The organism is Litorerythrobacter xanthomarinus (assembly GCF_046254955.1).
GTDB lineage: Bacteria > Pseudomonadota > Alphaproteobacteria > Sphingomonadales > Sphingomonadaceae > Qipengyuania_C.
Genome location: NZ_JBJXRG010000001.1, coordinates 1694793 through 1717577, shown reverse-complemented (window position 1 = coordinate 1717577; position 22785 = coordinate 1694793). Strand labels below are relative to the sequence as shown.

At 59.0% G+C, this 22785-nt stretch carries 24 protein-coding genes; 13 read left to right on the top strand and 11 right to left on the bottom strand.

The window, feature by feature from the left end; genetic code table 11:
* Positions 1-35: 35 nt before the first annotated feature.
* Together ACEWMW_RS08490 and ACEWMW_RS08485 are read right to left on the bottom strand one after the other, a co-directional pair.
* The gene (locus ACEWMW_RS08490; protein WP_409413449.1) at positions 36-452 is read right to left on the bottom strand and encodes a hypothetical protein; all 417 of its coding nucleotides are present in this window, start codon (positions 450-452) and stop codon (positions 36-38) included.
* Between the two features lie 152 nt (positions 453-604).
* On the bottom strand, positions 605-1228 hold the full coding sequence (locus ACEWMW_RS08485; RefSeq protein ID WP_409413448.1) for a ribonuclease HII: 624 nt from the start codon (positions 1226-1228) through the stop codon (positions 605-607).
* On the opposite strand from ACEWMW_RS08485, the gene ACEWMW_RS08480 reads away from it, so the two are divergent.
* The 6 genes from ACEWMW_RS08480 to ACEWMW_RS08455 all read left to right on the top strand — a co-directional run bounded on the left by ACEWMW_RS08480 (position 1227) and on the right by ACEWMW_RS08455 (position 6334).
* Positions 1227-2402: a PQQ-dependent sugar dehydrogenase gene (locus ACEWMW_RS08480; protein WP_409413447.1), complete on the top strand. Its 1176-nt coding sequence runs from the start codon at positions 1227-1229 to the stop codon at positions 2400-2402. The two genes, ACEWMW_RS08485 and ACEWMW_RS08480, sit on opposite strands and share 2 nt — an antisense overlap.
* Positions 2403-2467: 65 nt before the next feature.
* Positions 2468-2989 (top strand): GNAT family N-acetyltransferase, encoded by a 522-nt coding sequence (locus ACEWMW_RS08475; protein WP_409413446.1) that lies wholly within the window; start codon positions 2468-2470, stop codon positions 2987-2989.
* A gap of 191 nt (positions 2990-3180) precedes the next feature.
* Entirely contained in the window at positions 3181-3741 is a 561-nt protein-coding gene (locus ACEWMW_RS08470; protein ID WP_409413445.1) for a DUF1285 domain-containing protein, read from the top strand.
* Positions 3738-4361 carry a CoA pyrophosphatase gene (locus ACEWMW_RS08465; RefSeq protein WP_409413444.1) on the top strand — a complete coding sequence of 208 codons (624 nt, stop codon included), beginning with the start codon at positions 3738-3740 and terminating at the stop codon, positions 4359-4361. The genes ACEWMW_RS08470 and ACEWMW_RS08465 overlap by 4 nt, the downstream gene beginning before the upstream one ends.
* On the top strand, positions 4358-5533 hold the full coding sequence (locus ACEWMW_RS08460; protein ID WP_409413443.1) for a CCA tRNA nucleotidyltransferase: 1176 nt from the start codon (positions 4358-4360) through the stop codon (positions 5531-5533). Before ACEWMW_RS08465 ends, ACEWMW_RS08460 begins: the two co-directional genes overlap by 4 nt.
* Before the next feature lie 258 nt (positions 5534-5791).
* A complete protein-coding gene (locus ACEWMW_RS08455; RefSeq protein ID WP_409413442.1) occupies positions 5792-6334 on the top strand; it encodes a hypothetical protein in 543 nt (180 codons plus the stop codon).
* Positions 6335-6401: 67 nt separating this feature from the next.
* On the opposite strand, the gene parC is transcribed toward ACEWMW_RS08455, so the two are convergent.
* A complete protein-coding gene (gene parC, locus ACEWMW_RS08450) occupies positions 6402-8711 on the bottom strand; it encodes a DNA topoisomerase IV subunit A (RefSeq protein WP_409413441.1) in 2310 nt (769 codons plus the stop codon).
* A gap of 61 nt (positions 8712-8772) precedes the next feature.
* Complete coding sequence (locus ACEWMW_RS08445) at positions 8773-9555, bottom strand: ion transporter (RefSeq protein ID WP_409413440.1); 783 nt, start codon at positions 9553-9555, stop codon at positions 8773-8775.
* 142 nt (positions 9556-9697) lie between these two features.
* Here ACEWMW_RS08445 and ACEWMW_RS08440 point away from each other — a divergent pair, with 142 nt between their 5' ends.
* Complete coding sequence (locus ACEWMW_RS08440; RefSeq protein WP_409413439.1) at positions 9698-10249, top strand: type 1 glutamine amidotransferase domain-containing protein; 552 nt, start codon at positions 9698-9700, stop codon at positions 10247-10249.
* A gap of 126 nt (positions 10250-10375) precedes the next feature.
* Here the strand turns inward: ACEWMW_RS08440 and ACEWMW_RS08435 are convergent, their stop codons facing one another.
* Positions 10376-10885 carry a MarR family winged helix-turn-helix transcriptional regulator gene (locus ACEWMW_RS08435; RefSeq protein WP_409413438.1) on the bottom strand — a complete coding sequence of 170 codons (510 nt, stop codon included), beginning with the start codon at positions 10883-10885 and terminating at the stop codon, positions 10376-10378.
* A 131-nt stretch (positions 10886-11016) separates the two neighbouring features.
* On the opposite strand from ACEWMW_RS08435, the gene ACEWMW_RS08430 reads away from it, so the two are divergent.
* The gene (locus ACEWMW_RS08430) at positions 11017-12345 is read left to right on the top strand and encodes a S41 family peptidase (RefSeq protein WP_409413437.1); all 1329 of its coding nucleotides are present in this window, start codon (positions 11017-11019) and stop codon (positions 12343-12345) included.
* Positions 12346-12365: 20 nt separating this feature from the next.
* Here the strand turns inward: ACEWMW_RS08430 and ACEWMW_RS08425 are convergent, their stop codons facing one another.
* From ACEWMW_RS08425 to ACEWMW_RS08415, 3 genes are read right to left on the bottom strand one after another with little or no spacing between them, the layout of a single operon-like run.
* Positions 12366-12698, bottom strand: a complete 333-nt coding sequence (locus ACEWMW_RS08425; RefSeq protein ID WP_409413436.1) for a 2Fe-2S iron-sulfur cluster-binding protein — start codon at positions 12696-12698, stop codon at positions 12366-12368.
* Between the two features lie 2 nt (positions 12699-12700).
* On the bottom strand, positions 12701-13777 hold the full coding sequence (locus tag ACEWMW_RS08420; RefSeq protein WP_409413435.1) for a cysteine desulfurase family protein: 1077 nt from the start codon (positions 13775-13777) through the stop codon (positions 12701-12703).
* The gene (locus tag ACEWMW_RS08415; protein ID WP_409413434.1) at positions 13774-14865 is read right to left on the bottom strand and encodes a cysteine desulfurase family protein; all 1092 of its coding nucleotides are present in this window, start codon (positions 14863-14865) and stop codon (positions 13774-13776) included. Before ACEWMW_RS08415 ends, ACEWMW_RS08420 begins: the two co-directional genes overlap by 4 nt.
* Before the next feature lie 86 nt (positions 14866-14951).
* Between ACEWMW_RS08415 and ACEWMW_RS08410 the strand changes: the two genes are divergently transcribed.
* On the top strand, positions 14952-15608 hold the full coding sequence (locus ACEWMW_RS08410) for an alpha/beta hydrolase (RefSeq protein ID WP_409413433.1): 657 nt from the start codon (positions 14952-14954) through the stop codon (positions 15606-15608).
* 219 nt (positions 15609-15827) lie between these two features.
* On the top strand, positions 15828-16487 hold the full coding sequence (locus ACEWMW_RS08405; RefSeq protein ID WP_409413432.1) for an energy transducer TonB: 660 nt from the start codon (positions 15828-15830) through the stop codon (positions 16485-16487).
* Between the two features lie 2 nt (positions 16488-16489).
* Here ACEWMW_RS08405 and ACEWMW_RS08400 read toward each other — a convergent pair whose 3' ends face one another.
* Together ACEWMW_RS08400 and ACEWMW_RS08395 are read right to left on the bottom strand one after the other, a co-directional pair.
* Positions 16490-16687 (bottom strand): hypothetical protein, encoded by a 198-nt coding sequence (locus ACEWMW_RS08400; protein ID WP_409413431.1) that lies wholly within the window; start codon positions 16685-16687, stop codon positions 16490-16492.
* Positions 16688-16731: 44 nt separating this feature from the next.
* Entirely contained in the window at positions 16732-17259 is a 528-nt protein-coding gene (locus ACEWMW_RS08395) for a DUF937 domain-containing protein (RefSeq protein WP_409413430.1), read from the bottom strand.
* A gap of 187 nt (positions 17260-17446) precedes the next feature.
* On the opposite strand from ACEWMW_RS08395, the gene ACEWMW_RS08390 reads away from it, so the two are divergent.
* The 3 genes from ACEWMW_RS08390 (at position 17447) to ACEWMW_RS08380 (ending at position 21153) form a co-directional block, all read left to right on the top strand.
* Positions 17447-17812, top strand: a complete 366-nt coding sequence (locus ACEWMW_RS08390; RefSeq protein ID WP_409413429.1) for a DUF3597 domain-containing protein — start codon at positions 17447-17449, stop codon at positions 17810-17812.
* Between the two features lie 63 nt (positions 17813-17875).
* The gene (locus tag ACEWMW_RS08385; protein WP_409413428.1) at positions 17876-19498 is read left to right on the top strand and encodes an FAD-dependent oxidoreductase; all 1623 of its coding nucleotides are present in this window, start codon (positions 17876-17878) and stop codon (positions 19496-19498) included.
* A 107-nt stretch (positions 19499-19605) separates the two neighbouring features.
* Positions 19606-21153 (top strand): tetratricopeptide repeat protein, encoded by a 1548-nt coding sequence (locus ACEWMW_RS08380; RefSeq protein WP_409413427.1) that lies wholly within the window; start codon positions 19606-19608, stop codon positions 21151-21153.
* 15 nt (positions 21154-21168) lie between these two features.
* On the opposite strand, the gene ACEWMW_RS08375 is transcribed toward ACEWMW_RS08380, so the two are convergent.
* Positions 21169-22770: a phosphoenolpyruvate carboxykinase gene (locus tag ACEWMW_RS08375; protein WP_409413426.1), complete on the bottom strand. Its 1602-nt coding sequence runs from the start codon at positions 22768-22770 to the stop codon at positions 21169-21171.
* Between the last annotated feature and the right edge of the window lie 15 nt (positions 22771-22785).

Genomic DNA, 22785 nt, shown 5'->3' with positions numbered 1-22785 from the left:
AGGTAAGTTTGTGGGTGGGAAGCGGACATCGCCGGTTACCACCATCCTGTGAATACGCGTTCCTTTACACGCCAGCCAGAGTCATTTCGCTCCAAAGCATAATGGCCAAACTCACCACCTGGATTCATGAAAGAGAGAAACGCGTAGTCACCAGAAAAAGTAGGATGGGACAGTGACATAACACAACCATCTGAATTCGGATCGCGCATTCCAATCAGATGCAAGACCTTGGTCTCGCGCTCCATCTTGACCGCTTCATCCAACGAAACAGCAATGCGGCGGGCTGCGTCAACAACTTGCGGGTCTTCAAACTGATTGACGTCCCATCCGCCGTTATTTGGGGCATTATACTCGTCAGGGAATTCCGCGACTAGTCCGCCTTCACTGGTTACTTCCAAACACCAATGGAAGGGTGCCTCGCGACTGACAACAAGGTCAACAATCGCATCCACATTGGGATCACCCGTGTTTGCCGCTGGCGCACACGCAGCAATTGCAAGAACCGCAAATATCGGACCCCCTCGAGCTACTAGCATGGTGCCAGCATACAGTCTGTCGCTACGTCCGCAAATGGGTCGTTAGCGGACGAACGCCGCCCATCCCCTCACAACAGCTCCAGCTGTGCCACCGGTGCAAAACTGCGCCGGTGTAGCGGAGTCGGACCATGTGTTCGCAGCGCCGCCATATGTTCGGCGGTGCCATAGCCCTTGTTGCGTTCCCAGCCGTAGTGCGGGTGGCGCTCGGCAGCTTCCACCATCAGCCGGTCACGATGAACCTTGGCGATGATCGAAGCGGCGGAGATGCACGGCTCGATCCCGTCGCCACCCACGATCGGGCGAGCGGGCCAATGCCAACCTTCCACCTTGCCCTGCGGCGTCATATTGCCATCGATCAGCACTTCGCCCGGATCACATTCCAGCTTCTCGCACAGGGTGGCGACCGCGCGTGTCATCGCGGTCATGGTCGCAGCGAAGATATTGATCCGGTCTATCTCTACCGGCTCGACCACGGACAACGCCCACCGGCATGTCTCGCGGATCTGTTCGTCGAGCGCTTCGCGACGTTTGGCCGAAAGTTTCTTGGAGTCGTCCAGACCTTCGGGGTAGGCCTCGCCCAGTACGACGGCGGCGGCCACTACCGGCCCTGCCAGGGGACCGCGCCCGGCCTCATCGACACCGATTATCACGGGCCCGGAAACCAAATCGCTCTGAGGGGTTTGAAACAGCATGACACAACTCGCGAAACTCGCCGCCACCCTATCCCCGCTCGCCTTTGCGCTCGCAAGCTGCGGCAACATGTCAACGGTGGATAGCGGTTCTGCCATCGCTGCCTCGACAACAGCTCCCGAAAGTTCCTCTGAACCCTTCACGATCGAAGAGACGGGCACATTTGCGCGGCCATGGGCTGCAGCATTCGAGCCCGGAACCGGCAATCTCTTCATCACCGAGAAGGAAGGGTCGATCAAATTCTTCCAGACCGCGAATGGCAAGCTGGGCTTTGTCTCAGGCGTTCCTGAAGTGGATTACGGCGGACAGGGCGGCCTCGGCGATATCGCTTTCGCACCCGATTATGCGACGAGCAAGGCTATCTACCTGAGTTGGGCCGAAGCGGGCGATGGCGACACGCGCGGCGCAGTGGTCGGCCGCGGAACCTTGGTTTGCGAAGATCATGACAGCTGCGACATTCGCGACCTAGAGGTGATTTGGCGTCAGTCTCCCAAGGTCACCGGGCGGGGACACTATTCGCACCGCCTCGAATTCAGCCCGGACGGGCGGTATCTCTATGTCGCCTCGGGCGACCGCCAGAAGCTGACCCCCGCGCAAGACATGTCCAATACGGTCGGTTCGATCGTACGGCTCAATCTCGATGGCACTGCTGCGGCTGGTAATCCCTTCGCCACCTATGACTGCACATGCGAGGAAATCTGGTCCTACGGGCACCGCAACATCCTCGGCATGGCGCATGATCTCGAAGGTCGGCTGTGGGAAGTCGAACACGGCCCTGCTGGCGGAGACGAGCTCAATCTTGTGACCGAGGGTGACAATTACGGCTGGCCCACGCGATCAAACGGTGACCACTACAATGGTGACGACATTCCCGATCACACTGCTGATGATGGCTTTACCAAGCCGCTGGTTCATTGGACCCCGGTCATTGCTCCGGGCGACATGACCTTGGTCAAGGGCGATCTGTTCAGTGCGTGGCGCGGCGATATGCTGATCGCGGGCCTCAGCTCGCAGGCGCTGGTCCATATCGATCTCGACGGTGAGAAGGCACGCGAAGTGGCGCGCTACGAGTTCGACAATCGCATCCGCGCAGTTACCGAAGGGCCGGACGGCGCACTGTGGCTGCTGGAAGACGGCAGCGAAGGCCGCCTGCTCAAACTGACCCCTGCAAACTGACCCCAAGGCGGTTTCACTTAAAACATTTGCTGCCGTTTGCGTTGCGCCCTATCGGCGCGGCGCCCATGGCGACGATCATTCCCCTTACGCAGGTCGAGCCTGCACTAATCGAGCAATTGCTCGATGAAGCCTTCGGGCCGGGGCGCCACGCGCGCACAGCCTATCGTATCCGCGAAGGTGCGGATTGGCTCGAGGCGCTCAGTTTTGCTGTGCTCGACGAGGACGACATGCTGGCGGGCACGATCCAGTGCTGGCCAATTGCCTTGATCGATCCGGAAGGCCGTGCCCATCCGCTGCTGATGGTTGGCCCGGTGGCCGTACTTCCGGGCCTGCAAGGCGAGGGATTTGGCAAGGCGCTGATGGCAGCATCGCTGGGCGCAATCGATGCCGGCTTCGAAAGCGGCGCCCCGCCCCTGCCGCAGGTGCTGATCGGCGATGAGCCCTACTATGGGCGCTGGGGTTTTTCGGCGCAGAACACTGGCAAGTGGCACTGCCCCGGCCCGTTCGACCGCGACCGCCTGCTGGCGAGGACCGGCAACCCTGCGATCTTGCCAGTGGAAGGTATGCTCGTGCCCTGGAACCGTTGATCGCGTGCTGGAAGCACCTCCGTGCTTCCCTAGCGGTACCAGCCCACTCCCCCTCCCAACCACCCGATATCATGCCGGTCACCCTATCGGGTGGTTGGGAGGGGGAGTGGGCCGGTGCCGTCCGAGCCGTTAGGCGAGTACACAGACTCACTTGGCGAGCGAGGGCTGATCTGGCATCGGTCGAGCCGACCATGCCTTACGAACCACCCCCAGAGCTCGCCGGCCTTTCCTTGGCCGAGATTGCCGAGCAGGTTGCCGCACGCAAGTTGCCGCCGGTGGAAGGTTGGGCGCCCGAGCGTTCCGGCGAAAGCCAGATGCGGATCGCCGCCGACGGGACGTGGTATCACGAAGGTTCACCGATCCAGAGGCAGGCCATGGTCCGCGCATTTTCGGGCCTCCTGCGGCGTGAGGAGGATGGTTCCTACTGGCTGGTCACCCCGTTCGAGAAGCTCTCCATCGAAGTCGAGGATGCCTGTTTCGTCGCCACCGATGTGGTCGAAAAGGACGGCGGTCTCGCCTTCCGCCTCAATACCGATGAACTCATTGTCGCAGGCCCCGACAATGCGCTGCGCGCTGCCGGGGACGCGGACAATCCAGCCGTCTACCTGCACGTCAGGCGAGGCTGCGAAGCGCGGCTCAATCGTAGCACCTGGGCGCAGCTAGCAGAGATCGCGATTGCCCAAGGCAGCGACGAGGCGAACGGCTGGGCCGTCTCAAGCCAAGGTGTACGGTTCAGCCTGGTGCCACAATGAGTGCGTTGTTCGACCATCTCACTTCGCTGTTCGAGGATGGGCACCGGGAGGAAATTCCAGATCTCTTGTCCGATGCGCGTTTCGCCAATGCCGAACGGACCGCCGATGCGGCGGTGCTGATCGCGGTCACCGAACGCCGTGAAGAGGAAGGCGGTCCGGGCGTAATCCTGACCAAGCGACCGGCCGATATGCGCGATCACCCCGGGCAAGTTGCCTTTCCTGGCGGTAAACTCGATAAGGGCGAGGACGCGATAACCGCAGCTTTGCGCGAGGCGCATGAGGAACTGGAGTTGCACCCGAGCAAGGTGCGCGTGATTGGAACCACCGACCGCTACCAGACAGGAACAGGTTTCGACGTGACACCGGTGCTGGGCGTGGTTCCGCCGAACTTGCCGCTCAAGCCGAACCCCAGCGAAGTGGAAGATTGGTTCGAAGCGCCGCTGGGCCTGCTCATGGACCACTCGAGCTGGACCGAGCACGAGGTATTCTGGCGCGGCGACATGCGCCGCTACCTCGAGATGAATTACCAGGGATTTCGAATCTGGGGCGTGACCGCAGCGATCATCGCAAATCTCTCGCGCCGCATCGCTTGGCACGGCAATATGGAGCGCCTGCCATGAGTCAGTTGCCTGCGGCACCCTGGACACAGCGCGCGGATCTTGCCGCACTGGTCGCAGCCTTGGGACACGACAAGCTGCGCTGGGTCGGCGGCGCGGTGCGCGATACACTGTTGGGCGCAGACGTGCGCGATGTTGACGCGGCTACCATGCTGACACCGCAAGAGGTTATTGCGGCCTGCACTAAGGCTGGCATCAAGACCGCGCCAACCGGGATCGACCACGGGACCATTACAGCGGTTCTCGACGATGGTCCGGTCGAAGTGACCACGCTGCGCAAGGATGTCGAAACCGATGGACGCCACGCCAAGGTCGAATATTCGACCGAGTGGCAAGAGGATGCCAGTCGCCGCGATTTCACCATCAATGCGCTGTATGCTGATCCGGTATCGCTCATAATCAGCGATTACTTTGGCGGGCTTGAAGATCTCGAAGCGGGCCGTGTTCAGTTTATCGGCGATGCAAGGCAGCGGATCCGTGAGGATTACCTGCGCATCCTACGCTACTTCCGTTTTCAGACGCGGTTTGGCTCCAAGCTTGATCCGCAAGCCGAGGAGGCCTGCTCCGAACTGGCCGAAGGATTGCGCGGTCTTTCGCGTGAGCGGGTTGCCATGGAGCTTTCTTCGCTGCTGGGGCTGCCTGACCCTGCCGAGACTGCCGCGCGCATGCGAGAGTTGGGCGTGCTGGGCGAAGTCCTGCCAGAAGCGACTCCCAAGGAAATTGGTTCTTTAGCCAAGCTTGTCGCGAACGAGCTGGCGAACGGGATCGAACCGGATCCGTTACGACGGCTCGCTGCTTTACTCCCACCAATCCGGGCTGTGGCAGAGAGTGTAGCAGTGCGTCTGCGTCTATCGCGGAAAAAACGCGAGCGACTGGCCTGCGCGTCTGAGCGGTCGCCACACGATAAGGAGAGCCCCCAGGCCCTGGCCTACCGGCATGGGCGCGCATGCGCCATTGACCGCCTTTTGTTGTCTGGCGCTTCAGTTGACACAATCAGTGGGTGGGAGATTCCGCGTTTTCCGCTGAAGGGCGGCGAGATCGTTGCTCGCGGCATTTCTGCCGGGCCCGAAGTCGCCACAATCCTGCGGCAGATCGAGGATCGCTGGGTTGCGGAAGGATTTCCCGATCGCGCGGTAGTTGACCGATTTCTCAACGATGAGATGCTGCATCGCTGATCAAGCCACTGAAACTGAACCGTTCCTTCATCTCGCCTTCATCGACTATCATTAGAAGGGAGGGCACGGGGGTTGCTTCCAGCACTGTAAAATGGAAAAGGGCCCCGGCTGCTTTCCGGCAGTGAACCACGCGCAGCGTTTCCGAAGAAATGCAACTGGCCTGCCACGGTCTGGCGCTAACATTTCCCGCACTTTCGCCTATCGCGCGTTTCGCGTGTGCGAGAGCGCATGACGATTGAAAGAATACGGAGAGATTGAATGAAGCTTGCTAAACTCGCCGCCGCGGCACTGGTTCTGACCGCCTCGCCGGCCATGGCCCAGGATGTCGGCTCGACGGTGATGGGCAATGACGATGCCCCGATCGGCCAGGTCATTGCGAATGATGGCACAACGGTTACTATCGATACCGGCATGCATCAGGTCCCGCTGCCGGCAAATGCTTTCGGCACCGGCGAAGCCGGACCGACGCTGAATATCAGCAAGACACAGCTCGACGAGATGATGACCGCTCAACTGGCGCAACAGGAAGCGGCGATGGCCGAAGCTCAGGCTGCCGCAGAAGCGGAAGCTGCTGCCAAGCTCCAGGCCGCGCTCGTGGTAGGCGCGCCGGTTATCACTGCGGACGAGCAGCCGCTCGGCATGGTTGATGAGTTCATTGGCGACAACGTTATTGTGAAGGCCGAAGACGAAACACTGGTCACACTGCCCCGCAACCTGTTCGGTGTAGACGGTGAAGGCGCGCTGATGGCTCTCGCCAATCATGCCGACATCATGGCAGCGCTGGAAGCAGTGGGCGGCTAAGCTTCTTTCCAGTATCTAGGAATTCGGGCCGGGGGAGCGATTCTTCCGGCCCTTTTTCTATGTTGTCCTAATTTCCGAACTTGTTGTCGCGCGGGAAGCCCTGTGGCGGCAAACGGCCTGCCCCGCCCCGCGCGACTTTCCACTGCCACATTTCCTGCTCGGTGCGCGTGCGGTCGCCCTTCCCGCCCATCGGCCAGCTGAGACCGTCCTCAAGCTTGAAGGTCTTGGCATCGGATAGCCCGCCATCGCGGTAGCGCTGCAAGACGACGCCCTGCCCCCGTCCCAGTTCGGGCACTTCCTCGAGGTTGAAGACAACCAGCTTGCGGTTGTCGCCTACTACCGCAACGTGGTCATGAGCCCCATCGATCGGACGCACCACAATCAGCTTGGCGTCACCTTTCAGGTTGACCACTTGCCGCCCTTTGCGTGTTTCGGCGAGCAGGTCGGCGGTATAGGTTGCAAAGCCCTTGCCATTGCTCGCGGCAAGCAGCACGCGGCTTTTCTCACGATGGAGCACCATGGCTACGATCTGCGCCGCAGCATCGATATCAACAGTATTGCGCAAGGGCTCGCCAAAGCCGCGCGCACCGGGCAGCTTGTCTGCACCTACGGTGAAGAAACGGCCGTCATCAGCAGCCACCAACAGCTTGTCGGTGGTCTGGACATGGAGCGCAAATCCCGGCCCGTCGCCTTCCTTGTATTTGAAGTCGCCGCAGCCATCCTCGCCCAGTTCGACGTGCCCCTTGGCCGCGCGGATCCAGCCCTTTTCCGAAAGGATGACCGTGACCGGCTCCTTCTCGATCATCGCGTCCATGCTGAACTCGACCGCCGGAGCAGCCTCGGCGATAGTTGTGCGCCGCGCGCCGAGCTCGGTATCGAGGCCGTATTCTTTCTGCAGCGCCTTCATATCGCGCTTCAGTCGCGTGCGTTGGCGGGCCGCCGATCCGAGCAATGTCTCGAGCTCTTCCTGCTCTTCCAGCAGCGCGGTCTTCTCATCGCGCAGCTGCATTTCCTCCAGCTTGCGCAAGCTGCGCAGCCGCATGTTGAGGATCGCTTCGGCCTGCCGGTCAGTGAGCTTGAATTCCTCCATCATCACCGGCTTGGGCTCATCCTCAGTGCGGATGATCTCGATCACCCGGTCGAGGTTGAGGAAAGCGATGATATAGCCTTCGACCAGCTCCAGCCGCTTGGCGATTTGCTCAAGCCGATGCCGGGTGCGCCGCTGAAGGATATCGATCTGGCTGCGCACCCAGTTCTCGAGCAGCTCCTTCAGACCCATCACCATCGGAGTGCGGGTTGCATCGAGGACGTTGAGGTTGAGCGAGAAGCGCGTCTCCAGATCGGTCAGCTTGTAGAGCGATTCCTTGAGCAGCTCAGGATCGACATTGCGGCTGCGTGGCACCAGCACGATGCGGACCTGCTCATCGCTTTCGTCGCGGACATCTTCGAGGATTGGCAGCTTTTTGTCGGCAATCGCCTGCGCGATTTGCTCAATCAGCTTACCCTTCTGCACCTGGTAAGGAATTTCGCTGATCACCAGTTGGTAGCCACCGCCCTTCTGGCGCTCGATCCCGGCTTCGCGATCTTCCTTTTTTTCGGCCTCTTCAGAGAAGAACCTGCCACGCACCCGGAACGATCCGCGCCCCGTTTCATAGGCCTGCGTAATACTCTCGGCGCTATCGACGATAAGCCCGCCTGTTGCGAAATCCGGACCCTGGAACAGCTCCATCAGGCGCGGATGCTCGACATGCGGATTGTCGATCAGCTCGAGCGTGGCATCGATCACTTCGCTGACATTGTGGCTCGGAATGCTGGTCGCCATGCCCACCGCGATCCCGCTTGCGCCGTTGGCCAGAAGGTTGGGAAAGAGGCCCGGCATGATGTCCGGTTCATGTTCTTCGCCATTATAGGTCGGGATGAAATCGACAGTGCCTTCATCGAGCCCAGCCATCAGCTGCATCGCGGTGCGCGTCAGCCGCGCTTCAGTGTAGCGGTAGGCCGCCGCGTTATCGCCATCGATATTGCCAAAGTTCCCCTGGCCTTCAACCAGTGGGTAACGCAGCGAAAAATCCTGCGCGAGGCGCACCATTGCGTCGTAAGCCGCCGTATCGCCATGCGGGTGATACTTGCCGATCACCTCGCCCACCACGCGCGCGGATTTTTTAAAGGTATTGGTAGGATCGAGCTTCAATTGCCGCATGGTCCACAGCAGGCGGCGATGGACTGGCTTCAGACCGTCGCGCAGGTCGGGCAGCGAGCGGGCCGTGATCGTCGAAAGCGCATAGACGAGATAGCGCTCTTCCAGCGCGGAATCGAATGGGGCATCGACGATCGCATCGAACGGATCGGATTCGGTATCTTCGGTCACACTGGACATGGCGCTCGCTTAGCAACAGCGCACCCTTATTCGGAAGGGCGCCGTCATAAAGATATTCGGCTCAGCCGCCTTTATCCGCAGGCTTGCGCAATGCGCGCACTTCTTCACGCAGCCCACGCAACTCGATGAGAATTTCCTCGCGCTCACTGTGCGCTTCCTCATCATTCGCTTCAGCCATCGCGTTGACGATCACACCGATGAAAAGGTTGAGGACGATGAAGCTGGTGAGCAGAATGAAGGGGACGAAGAACGCCCACGCATAGGGGAATACTTCCATCACCGGGCGCACGATGCCCATCGACCAGCTTTCGAGCGTCATGATCTGGAATAGCGAGTAAAGCGACTCCCCGAGCGTGCCGAACCATTGCGGGAAGGCTTCGCCGAACAGCTTGGTGGCCATCACGGCGCTGATGTAGAACAATAGCAAGAGCATCACGATTACCGTACCGATGCTCGGAATTGCGCTGAAGAGCCCGACAATAACCTTGCGCATGCTCGGCACGACCGAAACAAGACGCAGCGCTCGCAATACTCTCAGCGCGCGCAGTACTGAGAATTGCTGGCTCGCGGGAACAAGTGCGACGCTGACGATGACAAGGTCGAAAACATTCCAGCCGCTGCGAAAAAATGATCCGCGATAGGCAAACAGCTTGAGCGCCAGCTCGACCACGAAGATCCCAATTGCCAGCCGGTCCAGCGCAATGATGGTTGGGCCGTAATCAGCCATCACCGAAGGCATTGTCTCCAGTCCCAGGCCGATAGCGTTGAGCACGATAATGGCCGTGATGAAATGCTCGAACCGGCGATTTTCCACCCAGCCGGTCACGCGTTCGCGCATAGTCATCGGGGCACTCCTTGATGTGATTTCCGAGTAGCGCGCAAGCGCTCCACGTCTCGCCCTATCACCGCCACGGCTCGCCGGACAAGCCGGAACACCGCGCCTTCCCCACGCATTGAAGGGGTAACATGAAATCAAGGAGTTAGAGATGACACGCGTACTTATCGTTGCGACCGATGGATTCGAGCAGAGCGAGCTGTTCAAGCCGCAGGATAATCTTCGCGAAGCTGGAATGGAAACGGTCATTGCCAGCCTCGAAGATGGTGATATCCAGGGCTGGAATGAGAAGGAGTGGGGAGATACCGCCCCGGTCGACATCACGGTCGAGGAAGTCTCCGCAGGGGATTACGATGCGCTGTTACTCCCAGGTGGTCAGATGAATCCCGATATCCTGCGCATGAACGACACGGTGATTGAGCTGATCCGCGACTTCAACCGGCAGATGAAACCAATCGCGGCGATTTGCCATGCGCCGTGGTTGCTCGCAGAAGCTGACATCATTGGCGGAAAGACCGTGACCAGCTGGCCATCGATCCGGACCGATCTAGAAAATGCGGGCGCAAAAGTGGTAGACCAGGAAGTCGTCGAAGATGGAAACCTGATCACGAGCCGCAATCCGGATGACATTCCCGCATTCTCGCAAGCCTTGATAGCCCGGCTAGGCGTGACCGTGTCGGAAGTCCAACTGGAACCGGCCTGATCATTCCAAACTTGTCGAGAAAGAAAGCTCCGTCGTACCTATGCGACGGGGCCTTTCACACATCCCACGGTTTCTTCTTCTGCGTCAGCAAAGCCCGGTGGGCAGGAAGTTACCCTCTGAATCAAGTCAAATTGAGATTCTGCTAGACAGCGATTGGCGGTCCAAGGCTTCCTCGAATCTTAGCAGGGAGTCGTAGGCGCTCTCGCCAATTTCCCGATCAACCTCCCGAAACACAGCCTGAAGCGCTTGGACAAACTCAATCACCTGCGCTGCTTCCGTCCGGCCGGCATTCGACAGATGAATTGGCTTTCTGCGTGCGTCGCTCGGATCGATTCCGGTCTGTACGAAGCCCAACTCACTCAAAGATCGCACATTCTTCATCGCTGCTACATGCGAAACGCCCATCATCCTACCCAATTCGCTCACCCCTTTTGGTCCGCTTGTTAGGGCGACAATCGTCGACATGCATCGCGCGGGAGTGACGATTCCACTAGCAGCCGCAATTTCCGCACCTTCTTCGACGATCCGTTCAGACAGCCTGGCGGCCACCAAGGCGAAAAAACCAGGTGCAAATTGCTCAACTGGCGAGACCAGCGACTCGTTTTCGCCGTGTTGAGGAATTTTCATTTTCGACATTTCACGGCTTACTCTTGTAACTGATTACGTAACTAGTTATACAGCACTCATTCGCAATTTTAAAGGCGAGAAACAAACTGATGTGGAAATTGGCGCCTCCGAATAGCCTTCAAGATCAAACGATGCGCACAATGGCAGCAGTTGCGCTCGGCCTGACTGGCTGTACAACCGGCTCGGAGAAAGCGAATTTGTCGAACTCCATACGACAGGATCCGGCGTTGTCGGAACCGATTTCCCCCCAAGCTGCCTCAGCAGACCTGAAGGCGTGGATTACCTGGCTCACGCAAACCCACCCCGATTTGGCTTACACAACAGACCTGGCCGTTCTCGAAGAAACGGCGCAGTCGGTTAATGATGAGCTGGCGAAGGCCGAAACCTTGCGTGATGCATGGTCTTCCATGGCCCGCCTCAACCCCGTTTTCGATGATGCCCACACCGGCCTACGCTTGCCACAAAGCCACTTCGACGCCTGGATCGAAAGCGGCGGTTTTGCCTTCCCGGCCGATGTGACGGTGCACAATAGGATGCTCTATCTCGCGGCAAGCGGTGAGGAAATTGCGGCGATCAATCAAGAGGCCCCGGCAGAATTCCTTGATTGGATACTGACGCGGATCCGGGGAGAGGATGCGTCGATCAGGGAACGCGTCATTTCATTGAAGTTCCCACTCGCTTATTGGACATTTGCGGGTGGGGCTGAGGAATATCACCTAAAGCTCAAGACAAGTGAAGGCGTGTCAAGGGAGTTGAACCTGACGGCCCCGAGTCTGCCTGACGATGAGGAAACCGCTGACGAGGAATTTGCTCTAACCATTCTTGGTAATACTGCCGTTCTGCGGATCGATACCTTCGAGATCGGCAGAGCAGAGGAATTTGCCAGTTTTCTGCAACTCGGTTTTGCAAGAATTGCAGAATCAAAAAGCCAGAGACTCGTAATCGACTTACGGAGCAATGGAGGCGGCGCACGGGAGCTCTCAAATTCTCTCATGGAGTATCTGACGCATAAGACTTTCTCCGCTTTCTCTGCTGTTACCGCTCGGATAACTGCCGAGAACCAACGCCTTGTTTCAGGATCAAGCATTGGCGAAGTTGTTCGCATACCATTTACGCAGCCGGTCAAGCCGAAAGAGGAACTGCAAGACCGCTTCGAAGGTGACGTCTGGATCCTGGTAGGGCCGGATACTTACAGCCAGGCCATTGCATTTGCAGCAACGTCCCAGGACGAGAAAGTCGCGCGGATTGCGGGTCTTCCGACAAGCGGCAGGGCGAATCAGACTGGCCAGGTCCAGATGCACCGATTGAGAAACACCGGGTTCAACGTACAGTCGCCGATCTACATCTTCACAAGAAAATCAGGCCATGTTTCCTCCGCACCCCTCATGCCTGATCTCATTCTTGAGAACTCGGAAGATGCGCCGATAACTGACATTCTTGAACAACTCACGTTTGTAGGCACCAGATAGGCCGAGCCGTCTGTGCCAATCTAAAACCGCCGCATATCGTGCGCTTCGGCGGGGACCGAAACCGAAAGCCCGTCGAGATCATCGGTCAGCTCAATCTGGCAGGACAGGCGGCTTGTCCGCCGCACACCTGCCGCCAGGTCGAGCATATCCTCCTCGTCTTCGCTCGCTTCGGAAAGACGGTCGAACCATTCGGGATCGACGATCACGTGGCAGGTCGAACAGGCCATCTGCCCCTCGCAGGTGCCTTCCAGCGGCAGGCCCGCAGCTTGGCCAACTCGCAACAGGTTGTCTCCGGCTTCGCCGCTCGTTTCGATGACCTCGCCGCGCGTGGTGAGGAAACGCACTTTGACCATGGTTAGACCCCTTGCTCGGCCGCTGCGGCGAGGATCTTGCTACAACCTTGTTCGAGTTGTTCTGCGGTCGTGTAACGACCGAAGCCGATCCGGATCGAACTCTTCGCCTGCTCCTGTGTTAGCCCTATAGCCTTAAGAACGTGGCTGGTGCGGCCCGATCCCGAAGCGCAGGCGCTGCCGGCGCTGAACATCACATCGCGCGCATCGGACATCAGCCGAGCGACATCGAGGCCCTCCTTCCGGATATTGAGATTGCCGTGCCAGCGCGCGGTGTCGCTGCCATTCAATTCCCAGCCGTCGAACATACCGCGAGCCTTGTTCCAGAGCTTTTCAATATGCTCAGCATCGCGCTCCATCCGGTCCTTTGCTTCAAGCGCTGCGACACCCATGCCGGCACAAAGAGCTGGACTGAGTGTGCCGGATCGCAGACCATGCTCTTGCCCGCCACCGGTCTGGACCTCGCTGAGATCAAGCCCCTCGCGTACCCAAAGCGCGCCGACGCCCTTGGGGCCGTGAAACTTGTGCGCAGAAATGGCGATCATGTCCGCGCCGGTGACTTCAATCTTGCCATAAGCCTGGACCGCATCGCACAGGTACAGAGCATTGTTTTCCTTGGCCTTGCGATGCCACTCTACGGTGGGTTGGATCGTACCAATTTCGTTATTCACCTGCATCACTGCAATCAGGCGCGTGTCTTGCGGCACATCCTGGTTGACGTTGCATTGGCCGTCAGCCGCGACATTGAGTTCATGATGCTTGCCGAGCGCGCGAGCGGTATCGAGCACCGCTGCATGCTCGATCGCCGATACCGAGATACTGCCCACACCCGCCGTGCCGCGCATCGCCAGATTGATCGCTTCTGTCGCGCCGCTGGTGAAGATGATTTTGCCGCCGGGAGGGAACAGCGCCGCGACGCGGTCGCGGGCCAGCTCGACTGCAGCTGCCGCCTGCCGGCCCATGCGATGCGGCGAATGCGGATTGCCGAAGCCCGTCCCGTCTGGCCCGTCGAGCCAGCGCAGCAGGGCATCGCGCGCTTCGGGCGCGAGCGGAGTGGTGGCTTGGTAGTCAAGATAAATCATTGGCCTGCCAACTCTATCCACTTCTCGCAGAAGCGTTCCACCTCATCGCGCGTCGTACTCCAGCCGAAGCTTACTCGTATCGTGCGCTCGGCAATATCGGGTTCGACCAGCATTGCTTCGAGCACCCGGCTCGTTTTCATCGTGCCGCTTGAACAGGCGCTGCCCTGCGAAACGGCAATTCCTGCCATGTCAAAGCGCATGACTTGCGCGGTTGCGCTCATGCCCGGCATCGCGATCGCGCGAATATAGGGGGTGGGATCGGACAATCGATCCGACAGCCATGTCCCGCCACGCTTGCGGCATTCATCGGCCAGCGCATCAAGGGGTTCCATCACATCCGGCGATACATATGGATCAGAACAGGCCTCCAGTGCTGCCGCCATTCCCATTGCTCCAGCCAAATTCTCTGTCCCGCGCCGATAGCCGCGTTCCTGTCCGCCCGATGGCTTCAGCATCGCATAGTCTTTCACCAGCAGCGCGCCGATCCCGATTGGACCACCGAACTTGTGCGCCGAAATGATCGCCATCTCGCATTCAGGTAAAGCGAATTTCCCTGCGCTTTGTGCGCAATCGACGAACAGCAGACCATCGTTGGTATGCGCGGCTAGGGATATAGGGCCGAGTTCTTGCCGGTTGCCGGTTTCGGAATTCACATGCTGGACCGCCACCAGCGGTCGCTCGCGTTCCACCGCCTCGGCAAACTCGTCCATGCTGACCGATCCATCGGAGCGCACCGGAAGGCGCTCTGCATCGTGCCCTGCCTGCAGGATGCAATCGTGCTCGACCGTGCTGATAAGCCTCGCTCCGGCATTCGCTTGATTCAGCGCTATCTGTGCCGCTTCGCTCGCGCCGCTGGTGAAAATCAGCTCGCCATCCCACCCCAGCGCTGCCTTGATCCGCTCGCGCGCGTTTTCCAAAGCCTCGCGAGCCTTGCGCCCTTCGGCATGCGGGCTCGACGGGTTGGCCCAGATCGCCACACCTTCATCCATTGCCGCGCGCGCTTCGGGGCGCAGCGGCGATGTCGCAGCATGATCAAGGTAGATACGTTCCGGAATGGGCCAGCCCCGTTGTCTTCTTATGTGAAACAATTGCGATTTTCGCGTGGAACCCTATATAGCCCGCGACTTCGCGTGCGCCACCCGGGCCCAGTGATTTGCGAACTAATAGGTAACCGATGCCATCAGTCATTTTTCCCGGCCCAGAAGGCCGTCTTGAAGGTCGCTTCAGCCCAGGCCCGCGTCCGCGCGCGCCCGTGGCGATGATCCTCCACCCTCACCCGCAAGGCGGGGGTACGATGAATGAGCGCATCACCCAGCAGCTCTACAAGACCTTTGTCGATCGCGGCTTTGCCACCTTGCGCTTCAATTTCCGCGGCGTTGGCCGCAGCCAGGGCAGTTTCGACAACGGTATTGGCGAGCTTTCCGATGCAGCATCGGCGCTTGATTGGGTCCAGTCGATCCATGCCGAAGCGCAAACCACCTGGGTCGCCGGCGTCAGTTTTGGCTCTCTGATCGGCATGCAGTTGCTGATGCGGCGTCCGGAAGTGCGCGGCTTTATCTCGATCGCCGCTCCGGCCAATATGTACGACTTCTCGTTTCTTGCCCCCTGCCCCGCTAGCGGCATATTTATCCAGGGTGCGGCGGACACCGTGGTGCAGCCGAGCGCTGTGCAGAAGCTGGTCGACAAGCTGCGTACTCAGAAGCACATCACGATCCACCACGAAGAAATTCCGCGCGCCAACCATTTTTTCGAGAGCGAACTCGGTGACCTGATGGGATCGGTGAACAACTACCTTGACTTCCGTCTCGCACCGGATTGCCCGATCAAGTAAGTTCGGTGGAACAGGACCAGAGATCTAGGGCGGCCCAAGCGGGTCGCCCTTTCTGTTTGAGGTTCCGGCAAATACTTGGGTTGCATCGCGCAACGCGAAAGTTCTTGCAATCTCATGTAACATAATCTCATATAGGTAATGTTGTAACATACAACGAAGGGGAGTCGGTTCGTAACCACCCTTCGGGCCGGCTCCCGCCCAAAAGGAGAGGAGTCGCACATGGCATATGTAGATACAGCCGGCAGCAGGAACCGCAGCGGACCGATCGCGGCGGTCATCGCCATACACGCAGGTTTGGGTTTTGTACTGGTGAGCGGGCTCAGCACCGCCATCATCACGACGATCGAGGAGGATTTCGGCGCTGTGGAGTTTCCCGTCGCTCCGCCACCTGATGTCGATGATCCGCCCCCGCAGCCAGAGAACTCCGCTGTTAAACAGAGTTTCACCGCACCCGAGCCCATGTTCGAACTCAATCGCGAACCATCAATGGAGGTCGAGCCTGCAGTATTGCCCGACTTCGACGATGTAATCCGCGTTCCGATTGATCTGCCAAAGGTCGATTTTACTCCCACAGTCAGTTTCGATCCCATCCCCCCTCGCCCGCGTAACAGCCCCGCCAACTGGGTGACCACACGCGATTACCCCAGCTCTCCGTTGCGCCGGGGTGAAGAGGGTATCACCCGGTTCCGTCTGTCGGTCTCGGCGAATGGAACGATCGAAAGCTGCACCGTTACGCGCTCAAGCGGCGTGACACTGCTCGATCAGGCAACTTGCCGCTACGTGAGCAAGAGGGCGAAATTCCACCCGGGGCGCGATAGCTCTGACAAGCCTGTCGCCGGCCATTACGATAGTTCGGTAAGCTGGGTGATCCCGGACTGATCCTAGTCGGTGACCTGGTCGAGTGGCGCTTCGCCGCTCGCATCAGGCACCGTCCAGATCGCGACATTCGCCAGCATGATCGCTGCCAACAGGATCATCAGGAACACCTGTTTCGACGAACCGCCGCGCCTCCACAGAAAGATCGCGCCCGCGACGAGCGCTACTGCTGCCAGCATGATGATTGAGAGGATCGTATCCATAGTTCCTGCTCGCTAGCCTTCCCGGTTCCGGAATCCTCCCCAGGCTAGCGGCGCAGCATACCGGTTACGAGAGAACCCAAGATGCCTCCCAGATTAGGCTGGGTCTGCGGCTGCGATGGTGCCGCGCCGCCGCCCTGACCCTGCTTGGCCAGATAGCCCACCACTGCCATGGTGAGCAGGGGCAGCATTTTCTTGAGCAGGTTTGCATCCATCCCGCTTGCCCCTGCAGCTTCGGTCGCGACGCTCCGGCTCACATCCTTGCTGCCGAAGATCTGGCCAAGAATATCATTGCCCTGTGACACCGGCGTGGCACCCTGGCCGAGCACAAGATCGAGCAAGCCGCCTGCGCCGCCGCTGGCTCCTGCAAGCCCCCCTAGGATGCTGCCCAATCCGCCCAGTCCCGCATCCGGAGCGCGCGAAGCTGCTGCCCCCACGCTGTCACGCCCCATTCCAGCGACGATAGCAGGCAGCAGTACAGCCGCCCCCGTCTTCGCGGTCTGCGGGTCAATATTGAGTTCGCGTGCGATGCTTTCGATTGCACCAGTCTGATTGAGCATTTGGCCTAGGTTCACATGGAATTCCTTTATCCGAAGTCATTGTTTCATGGGCATTTCGATGAAACTTGCAACTCCTCTTGCATCTTCGCCAAGCCATGGCACCAATGGCAAGCCCAATTTTCTCGAAACCCTACCGTTCCCCACGCGTTAAGAACATAAAGGCGGGAGAATTCTCTCCCCCGAGAGGGAAAGGACACTCAAGATGGGTATTTTCAGCAAGATCAAAGACGCGATCTTCGGCGACAAGGCCAAGGATGCGCCGGAGCCCGCAAAACCCTTTGACCAGGCGAATCCCCGTCCCGATCCCAAGGTCGTCCCGGTTGTAGACGTGGAAAATCGTCTCGACTCGATGCCTGGCGCTGATCGCCTTAATTGGCGCACATCGATCGTCGACCTCATGAAGTTGATCAATGTCGATTCCAGCTACGAGAACCGCAAGGCGCTGGCCCAGGAATTGGGCCGCACTGACTACTCGGGTACGGCGGAAGACAATATCTGGCTGCACAAGGTGACAATGCAGCACCTCGCCCACAACGGCGGAAAGGTCCCCGACCACTTCCTCGACTGATTTAACGAGGGGTTCGTCCAGCAGCCCTTCGTGTTGGCGCAAATAGGCTGCTAGGCAAATCGCATGGAACAGTTTGGCGACGATCTCGAGACGATGCGACGCGTGCCGTTATCCAACGCGCACGTTGATTGCATCCGGGAAATCGCCGCCACTCGCGAGTACGAGGCGGGTGAAATGGTCGTCGAGGTCGGCGATCCGATGGACGCATTCATCTACGTTTTGGACGGCGAGATTGAGGTGGTTGACCCCTATTCCGGCGAGCGCCTGATGGAAAGCGCTCTAGGGCCGTCCCAGTTCATGGGAGAAAGCGGTTTTCTGAACCGCGCCAGTCATTTCTTGCCGATGAGAGCGGCCAAGCCGACGCGCACTCTGGAAGTTGACCGCGAGCCGATGCTGGAGCTTATGTCTCGCATTCCCGAGCTATCCGATCACATCATCACGGTTTTCGCCGCTCGCAGGCAGAGGCAATTCGAACTCAAGAACTCGGCAATCAAGCTGATTGGTGCTGACCGCGACCATGCGGTGCAGCGGGTTGAACAGTTTCTGAGCCGGAACCGTATTCCCTTCCAGAGCTTCGATCTTGACGGAAGCGACGACGAGACTGTCGAAATCTGCAACCTCACTGATCACACGCCCTCAGTGATCGTCGAGAAGGACGAAATCCTCGAAGATCCGACGCCAAGGAAAGTCGCACAACGTCTCAACCTCGATCTGTGTGTTGGTAAGGCCGATCAGCTTGATGTGCTGATCGTTGGTGGTGGCCCCGCCGGTGTCGCAGCTGCTGTCTACTGCGGCGCGGAAGGACTCTCTGCTCTTGTCGTCGAGGATACGGCGATCGGAGGGCAAGCCGGTACCTCCAGCCGCATCGAGAATTACATGGGCTTCCCCACCGGTATTGCGGGAACGGACCTCGTCTATCGCGGGCAGATCCAGGCTCTCAAGTTTGGCGCGCGCTTCGCCATGCCTCGCAGGGTCTCCAACTTGAAGAACAAGGACGACGGGACTTTTTGCGCCACGCTCGAGGACGGGCAGGAACTGTGCGCCCGCGCCATCTTGGTAGCGACCGGCGTGCAATATCGCCGCCTGCCGATCGATCGATTGGAAGAGTTCGAGGGAGCCGGTGTATTCTACGCTGCCACGGAAATGGAATCGCGTTTTTGCCGCAATACCGACGCGGTAATCGTGGGCGGCGGCAATTCTGCCGGACAGGCGGCGATGTATCTCTCCCGAATGGCCCGGCACGTCCACCTCGTGGTTCGTTCTGACAGCTTGTCGTCCACCATGTCCAGCTACCTATCCGAGCGCCTAGAGGCGGATGATCGCATTTCTCTGCATTACGGCACCAAAGTTATCGGATTGCACGGGGACGAACATCTCGAGAGCGTTACTTTGAGCGGTCCCGAAGGCGAGCGCGAGCAGGAGACGCGAGCACTTTTCATCATGATCGGCGCCGCGCCCAATACCGAGTGGTTGACCGGTCTGGCGCAGACGGACGACAAGGGCTTTCTCCTCACCGGCAACGAGGCGGGTCAGCATTCACCCTTCGCCACTTCCACCGATGGGATCTACGCGGTCGGTGACGTTCGCGCGGGCTCGGTGAAACGCGTGGCCAGCGCCGTCGGCGAGGGCTCGGTAGTGGTCTCGGAAATCTGGCGCCACCTCGACGAGCAGTCAGGCGCTTCCTAACGTTCGATCGTTCATTTCGGGACATCTAGGGTCTTGGCTTGCGGCTAATTCGGATGCTAGCCTTCGCCCGCGCGGGCAATCGCAGGTCGGCGCAGGGGGTTGTATCGATGCGGAAGTTCGTGATTGCGCTGCTGTTGCTGGTCTGGCCGACAATGGCTTTTGCCGAGTGGCACAAAGCAGAGAGCGATCACTTTGTGGTCTACGCGGATGACAGGGCGAGCGACGTCCAGAAATTCGCCGAAATGCTTGAAAAGTATCACTCGGCGATGGAGTTTGTGACCAGGCGCAAGGTCGAAAAGCCCAGCCCTTCCAACAGGGTCACGATATACGCTGTCGGCAGCGAGCGGAAAGTGAAGAAGCTTTACGGCGACAAGAAATCACTGGTTGCCGGCTTCTATGTGCCCCGCGCTGGCGGCTCTGTCGCTTTCGTGCCCGATATCAGTACTGGGCGAAGAAGCCTCGACTTCACCTTCATTGTGCTGTTGCACGAGTACGCCCACCACTTTCTCATCTCATCCTATCGGCAAACGATGCCGCGCTGGATGAACGAGGGAGCTGCAGAGTTTTACGCTTCTGCTCATTTCGAGAAAGATGGGTCAGTCTGGGTGGGACGCGCGGCAAATCATCGCGCGGGCGAGATTTTCTATTCGCGCGAAGTGCCGTTGGAACAGCTCTTCGATGACGAGCTTTATCGGGCGCAGAAGAAGTACAAGCACGATTCTTACTATGGCCGAAGTTGGCTTCTCTATCACTACTTGGCTTTCGAGAAATCACGCTCCGGCCAGCTGTCCGAATATCTCAAACGGATAGGGGAAGGTATTCCGTCTCCGCGAGCAGCACTGGACGTATTTGGACCGATCGAGCAACTCGAGAAGGAGTTGGAAGACTACCTGAAGGTCAAAACGATCACTTCCTTCAAACTACCACCGCGATTGTTGTCGCCAAGTGCTGTGACGGTCACCCGATTGGCCGAGGGCGAAGCAGCGATGATGCCCCTCGTGATCGAATCCAAGAGAGGTGTCACAAGAAAAGAAGCGCTTGAGCTCGTTAACGAGGCTCGCCAGCTTGCTGCGCAATATCCCGAGGATGCGGGCGTGTTGGCGGCGCTGGCGGAGGCAGAATTCGATTCCGGTAACAATGATCTTGCGATAGCAGCAGCAGACAAAGCCATCGAAATCGATCCAAGCCGCACGAACGCCTACGTTCAGAAGGGCTACGCCTTATTCGATTTGGCAGCGGACGCAGACGACACCGCGTCCGCCTATCGCGCGGCGTTCAAACCCTTCCAGGATTTGAACGGCCTCGAGAATGACCATCCTTTGCCGCTGATCTACTTGTACCGCCAGTATATTGAGCAAGGAAAAGAACCGTCAGACTTGGCCCGCCGGGCTATAGAGCGCGCGGCAATGCTGGCCCCTTTTGATAAGAGTCTTTGGATGAATGTGGGCATGATGCAAGCAGTCGAAGGCAAGATCGAACTGGCACAATGGAGTTTGCGATCGGTCGCATCCGATCCCCATGGAGGAGGAATGGCCGACATGGCCCAGGCCTATATCGACGCAATGAACAGCGCGCCCGAAGGCGAACCATTCGATCTGTCGAAGGTTCCTCCGCCGCTACCCCAGATCGAGATCCCTGACCCCGAATCCGATTAGCAGTGGAGCGATCTCCTAGGCGGCTGCGGTTTCCTTGACCGGAGCAGCATCGCGCACGCCCTGATCGACATGCTCAGCAAAAGGCGCGAAGTTGTTGATGAACAGACCGACCAGCTTTTGCGCCGTACGGTCATATTCTTCCGGATCTGCCCAAGTTGAACGCGGATCAAGGATCGCGCTGTCGACGCCCGGTACCGCAACCGGGACATCGAAACCAAAATTCTCGTCCTTGCGGAATTCAGCATCGTTGAGCGAGCCATCGAGCGCCGCATTGAGCAGAGCGCGGGTCGCCTTGATTGGCATGCGGTGTCCGACGCCGTATTTGCCGCCGGTCCAGCCGGTGTTGACCAGCCAGCAATCGACCTGTCCCTCGGCGATCCGCTTCTTGAGTAAATTGCCATAGACGCTGGGGTGGCGCGGCATGAAGGGAGCGCCGAAGCAAGTCGAGAAGGTCGCTTCGGGTTCGGTAACTCCGATCTCGGTGCCCGCAACCTTGGCCGTATAGCCCGAAAGGAAGTGATACATCGCCTGGTCCGGCGTCAGCTTCGCAATCGGAGGCAGCACGCCGAATGCATCAGCGGTTAGCATGATTACATTGGAGGGCGGCGGGCCCATATTGTCTTCCGAAGTATTCGGTATCGAGGACAGGGGGTATGCCCCGCGGGTGTTTTCGGCGAGTGAATTGTCGTCGAGATCGATATTGCCCTCGCCGTCCATCACGACGTTCTCGAGGACCGTACCTTCCATCCGCGTGGTCGCGTAGATCTCGGGCTCTGCTTCTTCGGAGAGGCGGATCATCTTGGCATAGCAGCCGCCTTCGAAGTTGAAGACCGCCGTATCCGACCAGCCATGCTCATCATCGCCGATCAGCGTGCGGCTCGCATCGGCGGAAAGCGTGGTCTTGCCGGTACCTGACAGGCCAAAGAACACAGCTGACTTTCCGTCGGGGCCGATATTGGCAGAGCAATGCATCGGCATTACGCCCTTGACCGGCAGCAGGTAGTTGAGGATGCCGAAGACGCTTTTCTTCATCTCGCCAGCATACTTCGTGCCGCCAATCAGGATCAGCTTCTCCGACAAGTTCACCGCGATCACGGTTTCGCTGCGCGTGCCATGACGCTCGGGATCGGCGCGGAAGCTCGGGAGGTCGATGATTGTGTATTCGGGCGTGAAACCCTCGAGTTCTTCGGCCTTAGGCCGCACCAGCATCGTGCGGATGAACTGATTGTGCCATGCGAATTCATTGATGACGCGCACATTGACGCGGTGGTCGGGCTGCGAACCTCCGAACAGGTCAGCGACGTAGAGCGTATCTTTCTCCGCCACGGCTGCCATGAAATCCGCCTTCAGAGCGGCGAAATGTTCGGGTGCGATCGACGCGTTGTTGTCCCACCAGACCGTGTCTTCGGTCTCGCTGTCGCGGACAATGAACTTGTCCTTTGCGCTGCGGCCCGTGTGCTTGCCAGTTTCAACGACCAGCGGGCCACCTTTGGCAAGTCGGCCTTCGCCATTGGCGAGCGCATGTTCGGTTAATTCCGAAGAAGAAAGATTGGCGTGAATCGTGGCATCGGTGGCGATGCCTTGGTCGGAAAGCGAATAGGATAGCGACGCGGTCAAAGCTCTCTCCTGAGG

What these genes read in the sequence shown, in the direction of transcription:
- ACEWMW_RS08470 (WP_409413445.1), top strand. Translation starts at nt 3,181, where the DNA reads ATGCCTTACGAACCACCCCCAGAGCTCGCCGGCCTTTCCTTGGCCGAG.
- ACEWMW_RS08440 (WP_409413439.1), top strand. Translation starts at nt 9,698, where the DNA reads ATGACACGCGTACTTATCGTTGCGACCGATGGATTCGAGCAGAGCGAG.
- ACEWMW_RS08465 (WP_409413444.1), top strand. Translation starts at nt 3,738, where the DNA reads ATGAGTGCGTTGTTCGACCATCTCACTTCGCTGTTCGAGGATGGGCAC.
- ACEWMW_RS08430 (WP_409413437.1), top strand. Translation starts at nt 11,017, where the DNA reads ATGGCAGCAGTTGCGCTCGGCCTGACTGGCTGTACAACCGGCTCGGAG.
- ACEWMW_RS08425 (WP_409413436.1), bottom strand. Translation starts at nt 12,698, where the DNA reads ATGGTCAAAGTGCGTTTCCTCACCACGCGCGGCGAGGTCATCGAAACG.
- ACEWMW_RS08480 (WP_409413447.1), top strand. Translation starts at nt 1,227, where the DNA reads ATGACACAACTCGCGAAACTCGCCGCCACCCTATCCCCGCTCGCCTTT.
- ACEWMW_RS08405 (WP_409413432.1), top strand. Translation starts at nt 15,828, where the DNA reads ATGGCATATGTAGATACAGCCGGCAGCAGGAACCGCAGCGGACCGATC.
- ACEWMW_RS08380 (WP_409413427.1), top strand. Translation starts at nt 19,606, where the DNA reads ATGCGGAAGTTCGTGATTGCGCTGCTGTTGCTGGTCTGGCCGACAATG.
- ACEWMW_RS08475 (WP_409413446.1), top strand. Translation starts at nt 2,468, where the DNA reads ATGGCGACGATCATTCCCCTTACGCAGGTCGAGCCTGCACTAATCGAG.
- parC (WP_409413441.1), bottom strand. Translation starts at nt 8,711, where the DNA reads ATGTCCAGTGTGACCGAAGATACCGAATCCGATCCGTTCGATGCGATC.
- ACEWMW_RS08435 (WP_409413438.1), bottom strand. Translation starts at nt 10,885, where the DNA reads ATGTCGAAAATGAAAATTCCTCAACACGGCGAAAACGAGTCGCTGGTC.
- ACEWMW_RS08400 (WP_409413431.1), bottom strand. Translation starts at nt 16,687, where the DNA reads ATGGATACGATCCTCTCAATCATCATGCTGGCAGCAGTAGCGCTCGTC.
- ACEWMW_RS08410 (WP_409413433.1), top strand. Translation starts at nt 14,952, where the DNA reads ATGCCATCAGTCATTTTTCCCGGCCCAGAAGGCCGTCTTGAAGGTCGC.
- ACEWMW_RS08485 (WP_409413448.1), bottom strand. Translation starts at nt 1,228, where the DNA reads ATGCTGTTTCAAACCCCTCAGAGCGATTTGGTTTCCGGGCCCGTGATA.
- ACEWMW_RS08420 (WP_409413435.1), bottom strand. Translation starts at nt 13,777, where the DNA reads ATGATTTATCTTGACTACCAAGCCACCACTCCGCTCGCGCCCGAAGCG.
- ACEWMW_RS08445 (WP_409413440.1), bottom strand. Translation starts at nt 9,555, where the DNA reads ATGACTATGCGCGAACGCGTGACCGGCTGGGTGGAAAATCGCCGGTTC.
- ACEWMW_RS08455 (WP_409413442.1), top strand. Translation starts at nt 5,792, where the DNA reads ATGAAGCTTGCTAAACTCGCCGCCGCGGCACTGGTTCTGACCGCCTCG.
- ACEWMW_RS08385 (WP_409413428.1), top strand. Translation starts at nt 17,876, where the DNA reads ATGGAACAGTTTGGCGACGATCTCGAGACGATGCGACGCGTGCCGTTA.
- ACEWMW_RS08390 (WP_409413429.1), top strand. Translation starts at nt 17,447, where the DNA reads ATGGGTATTTTCAGCAAGATCAAAGACGCGATCTTCGGCGACAAGGCC.
- ACEWMW_RS08460 (WP_409413443.1), top strand. Translation starts at nt 4,358, where the DNA reads ATGAGTCAGTTGCCTGCGGCACCCTGGACACAGCGCGCGGATCTTGCC.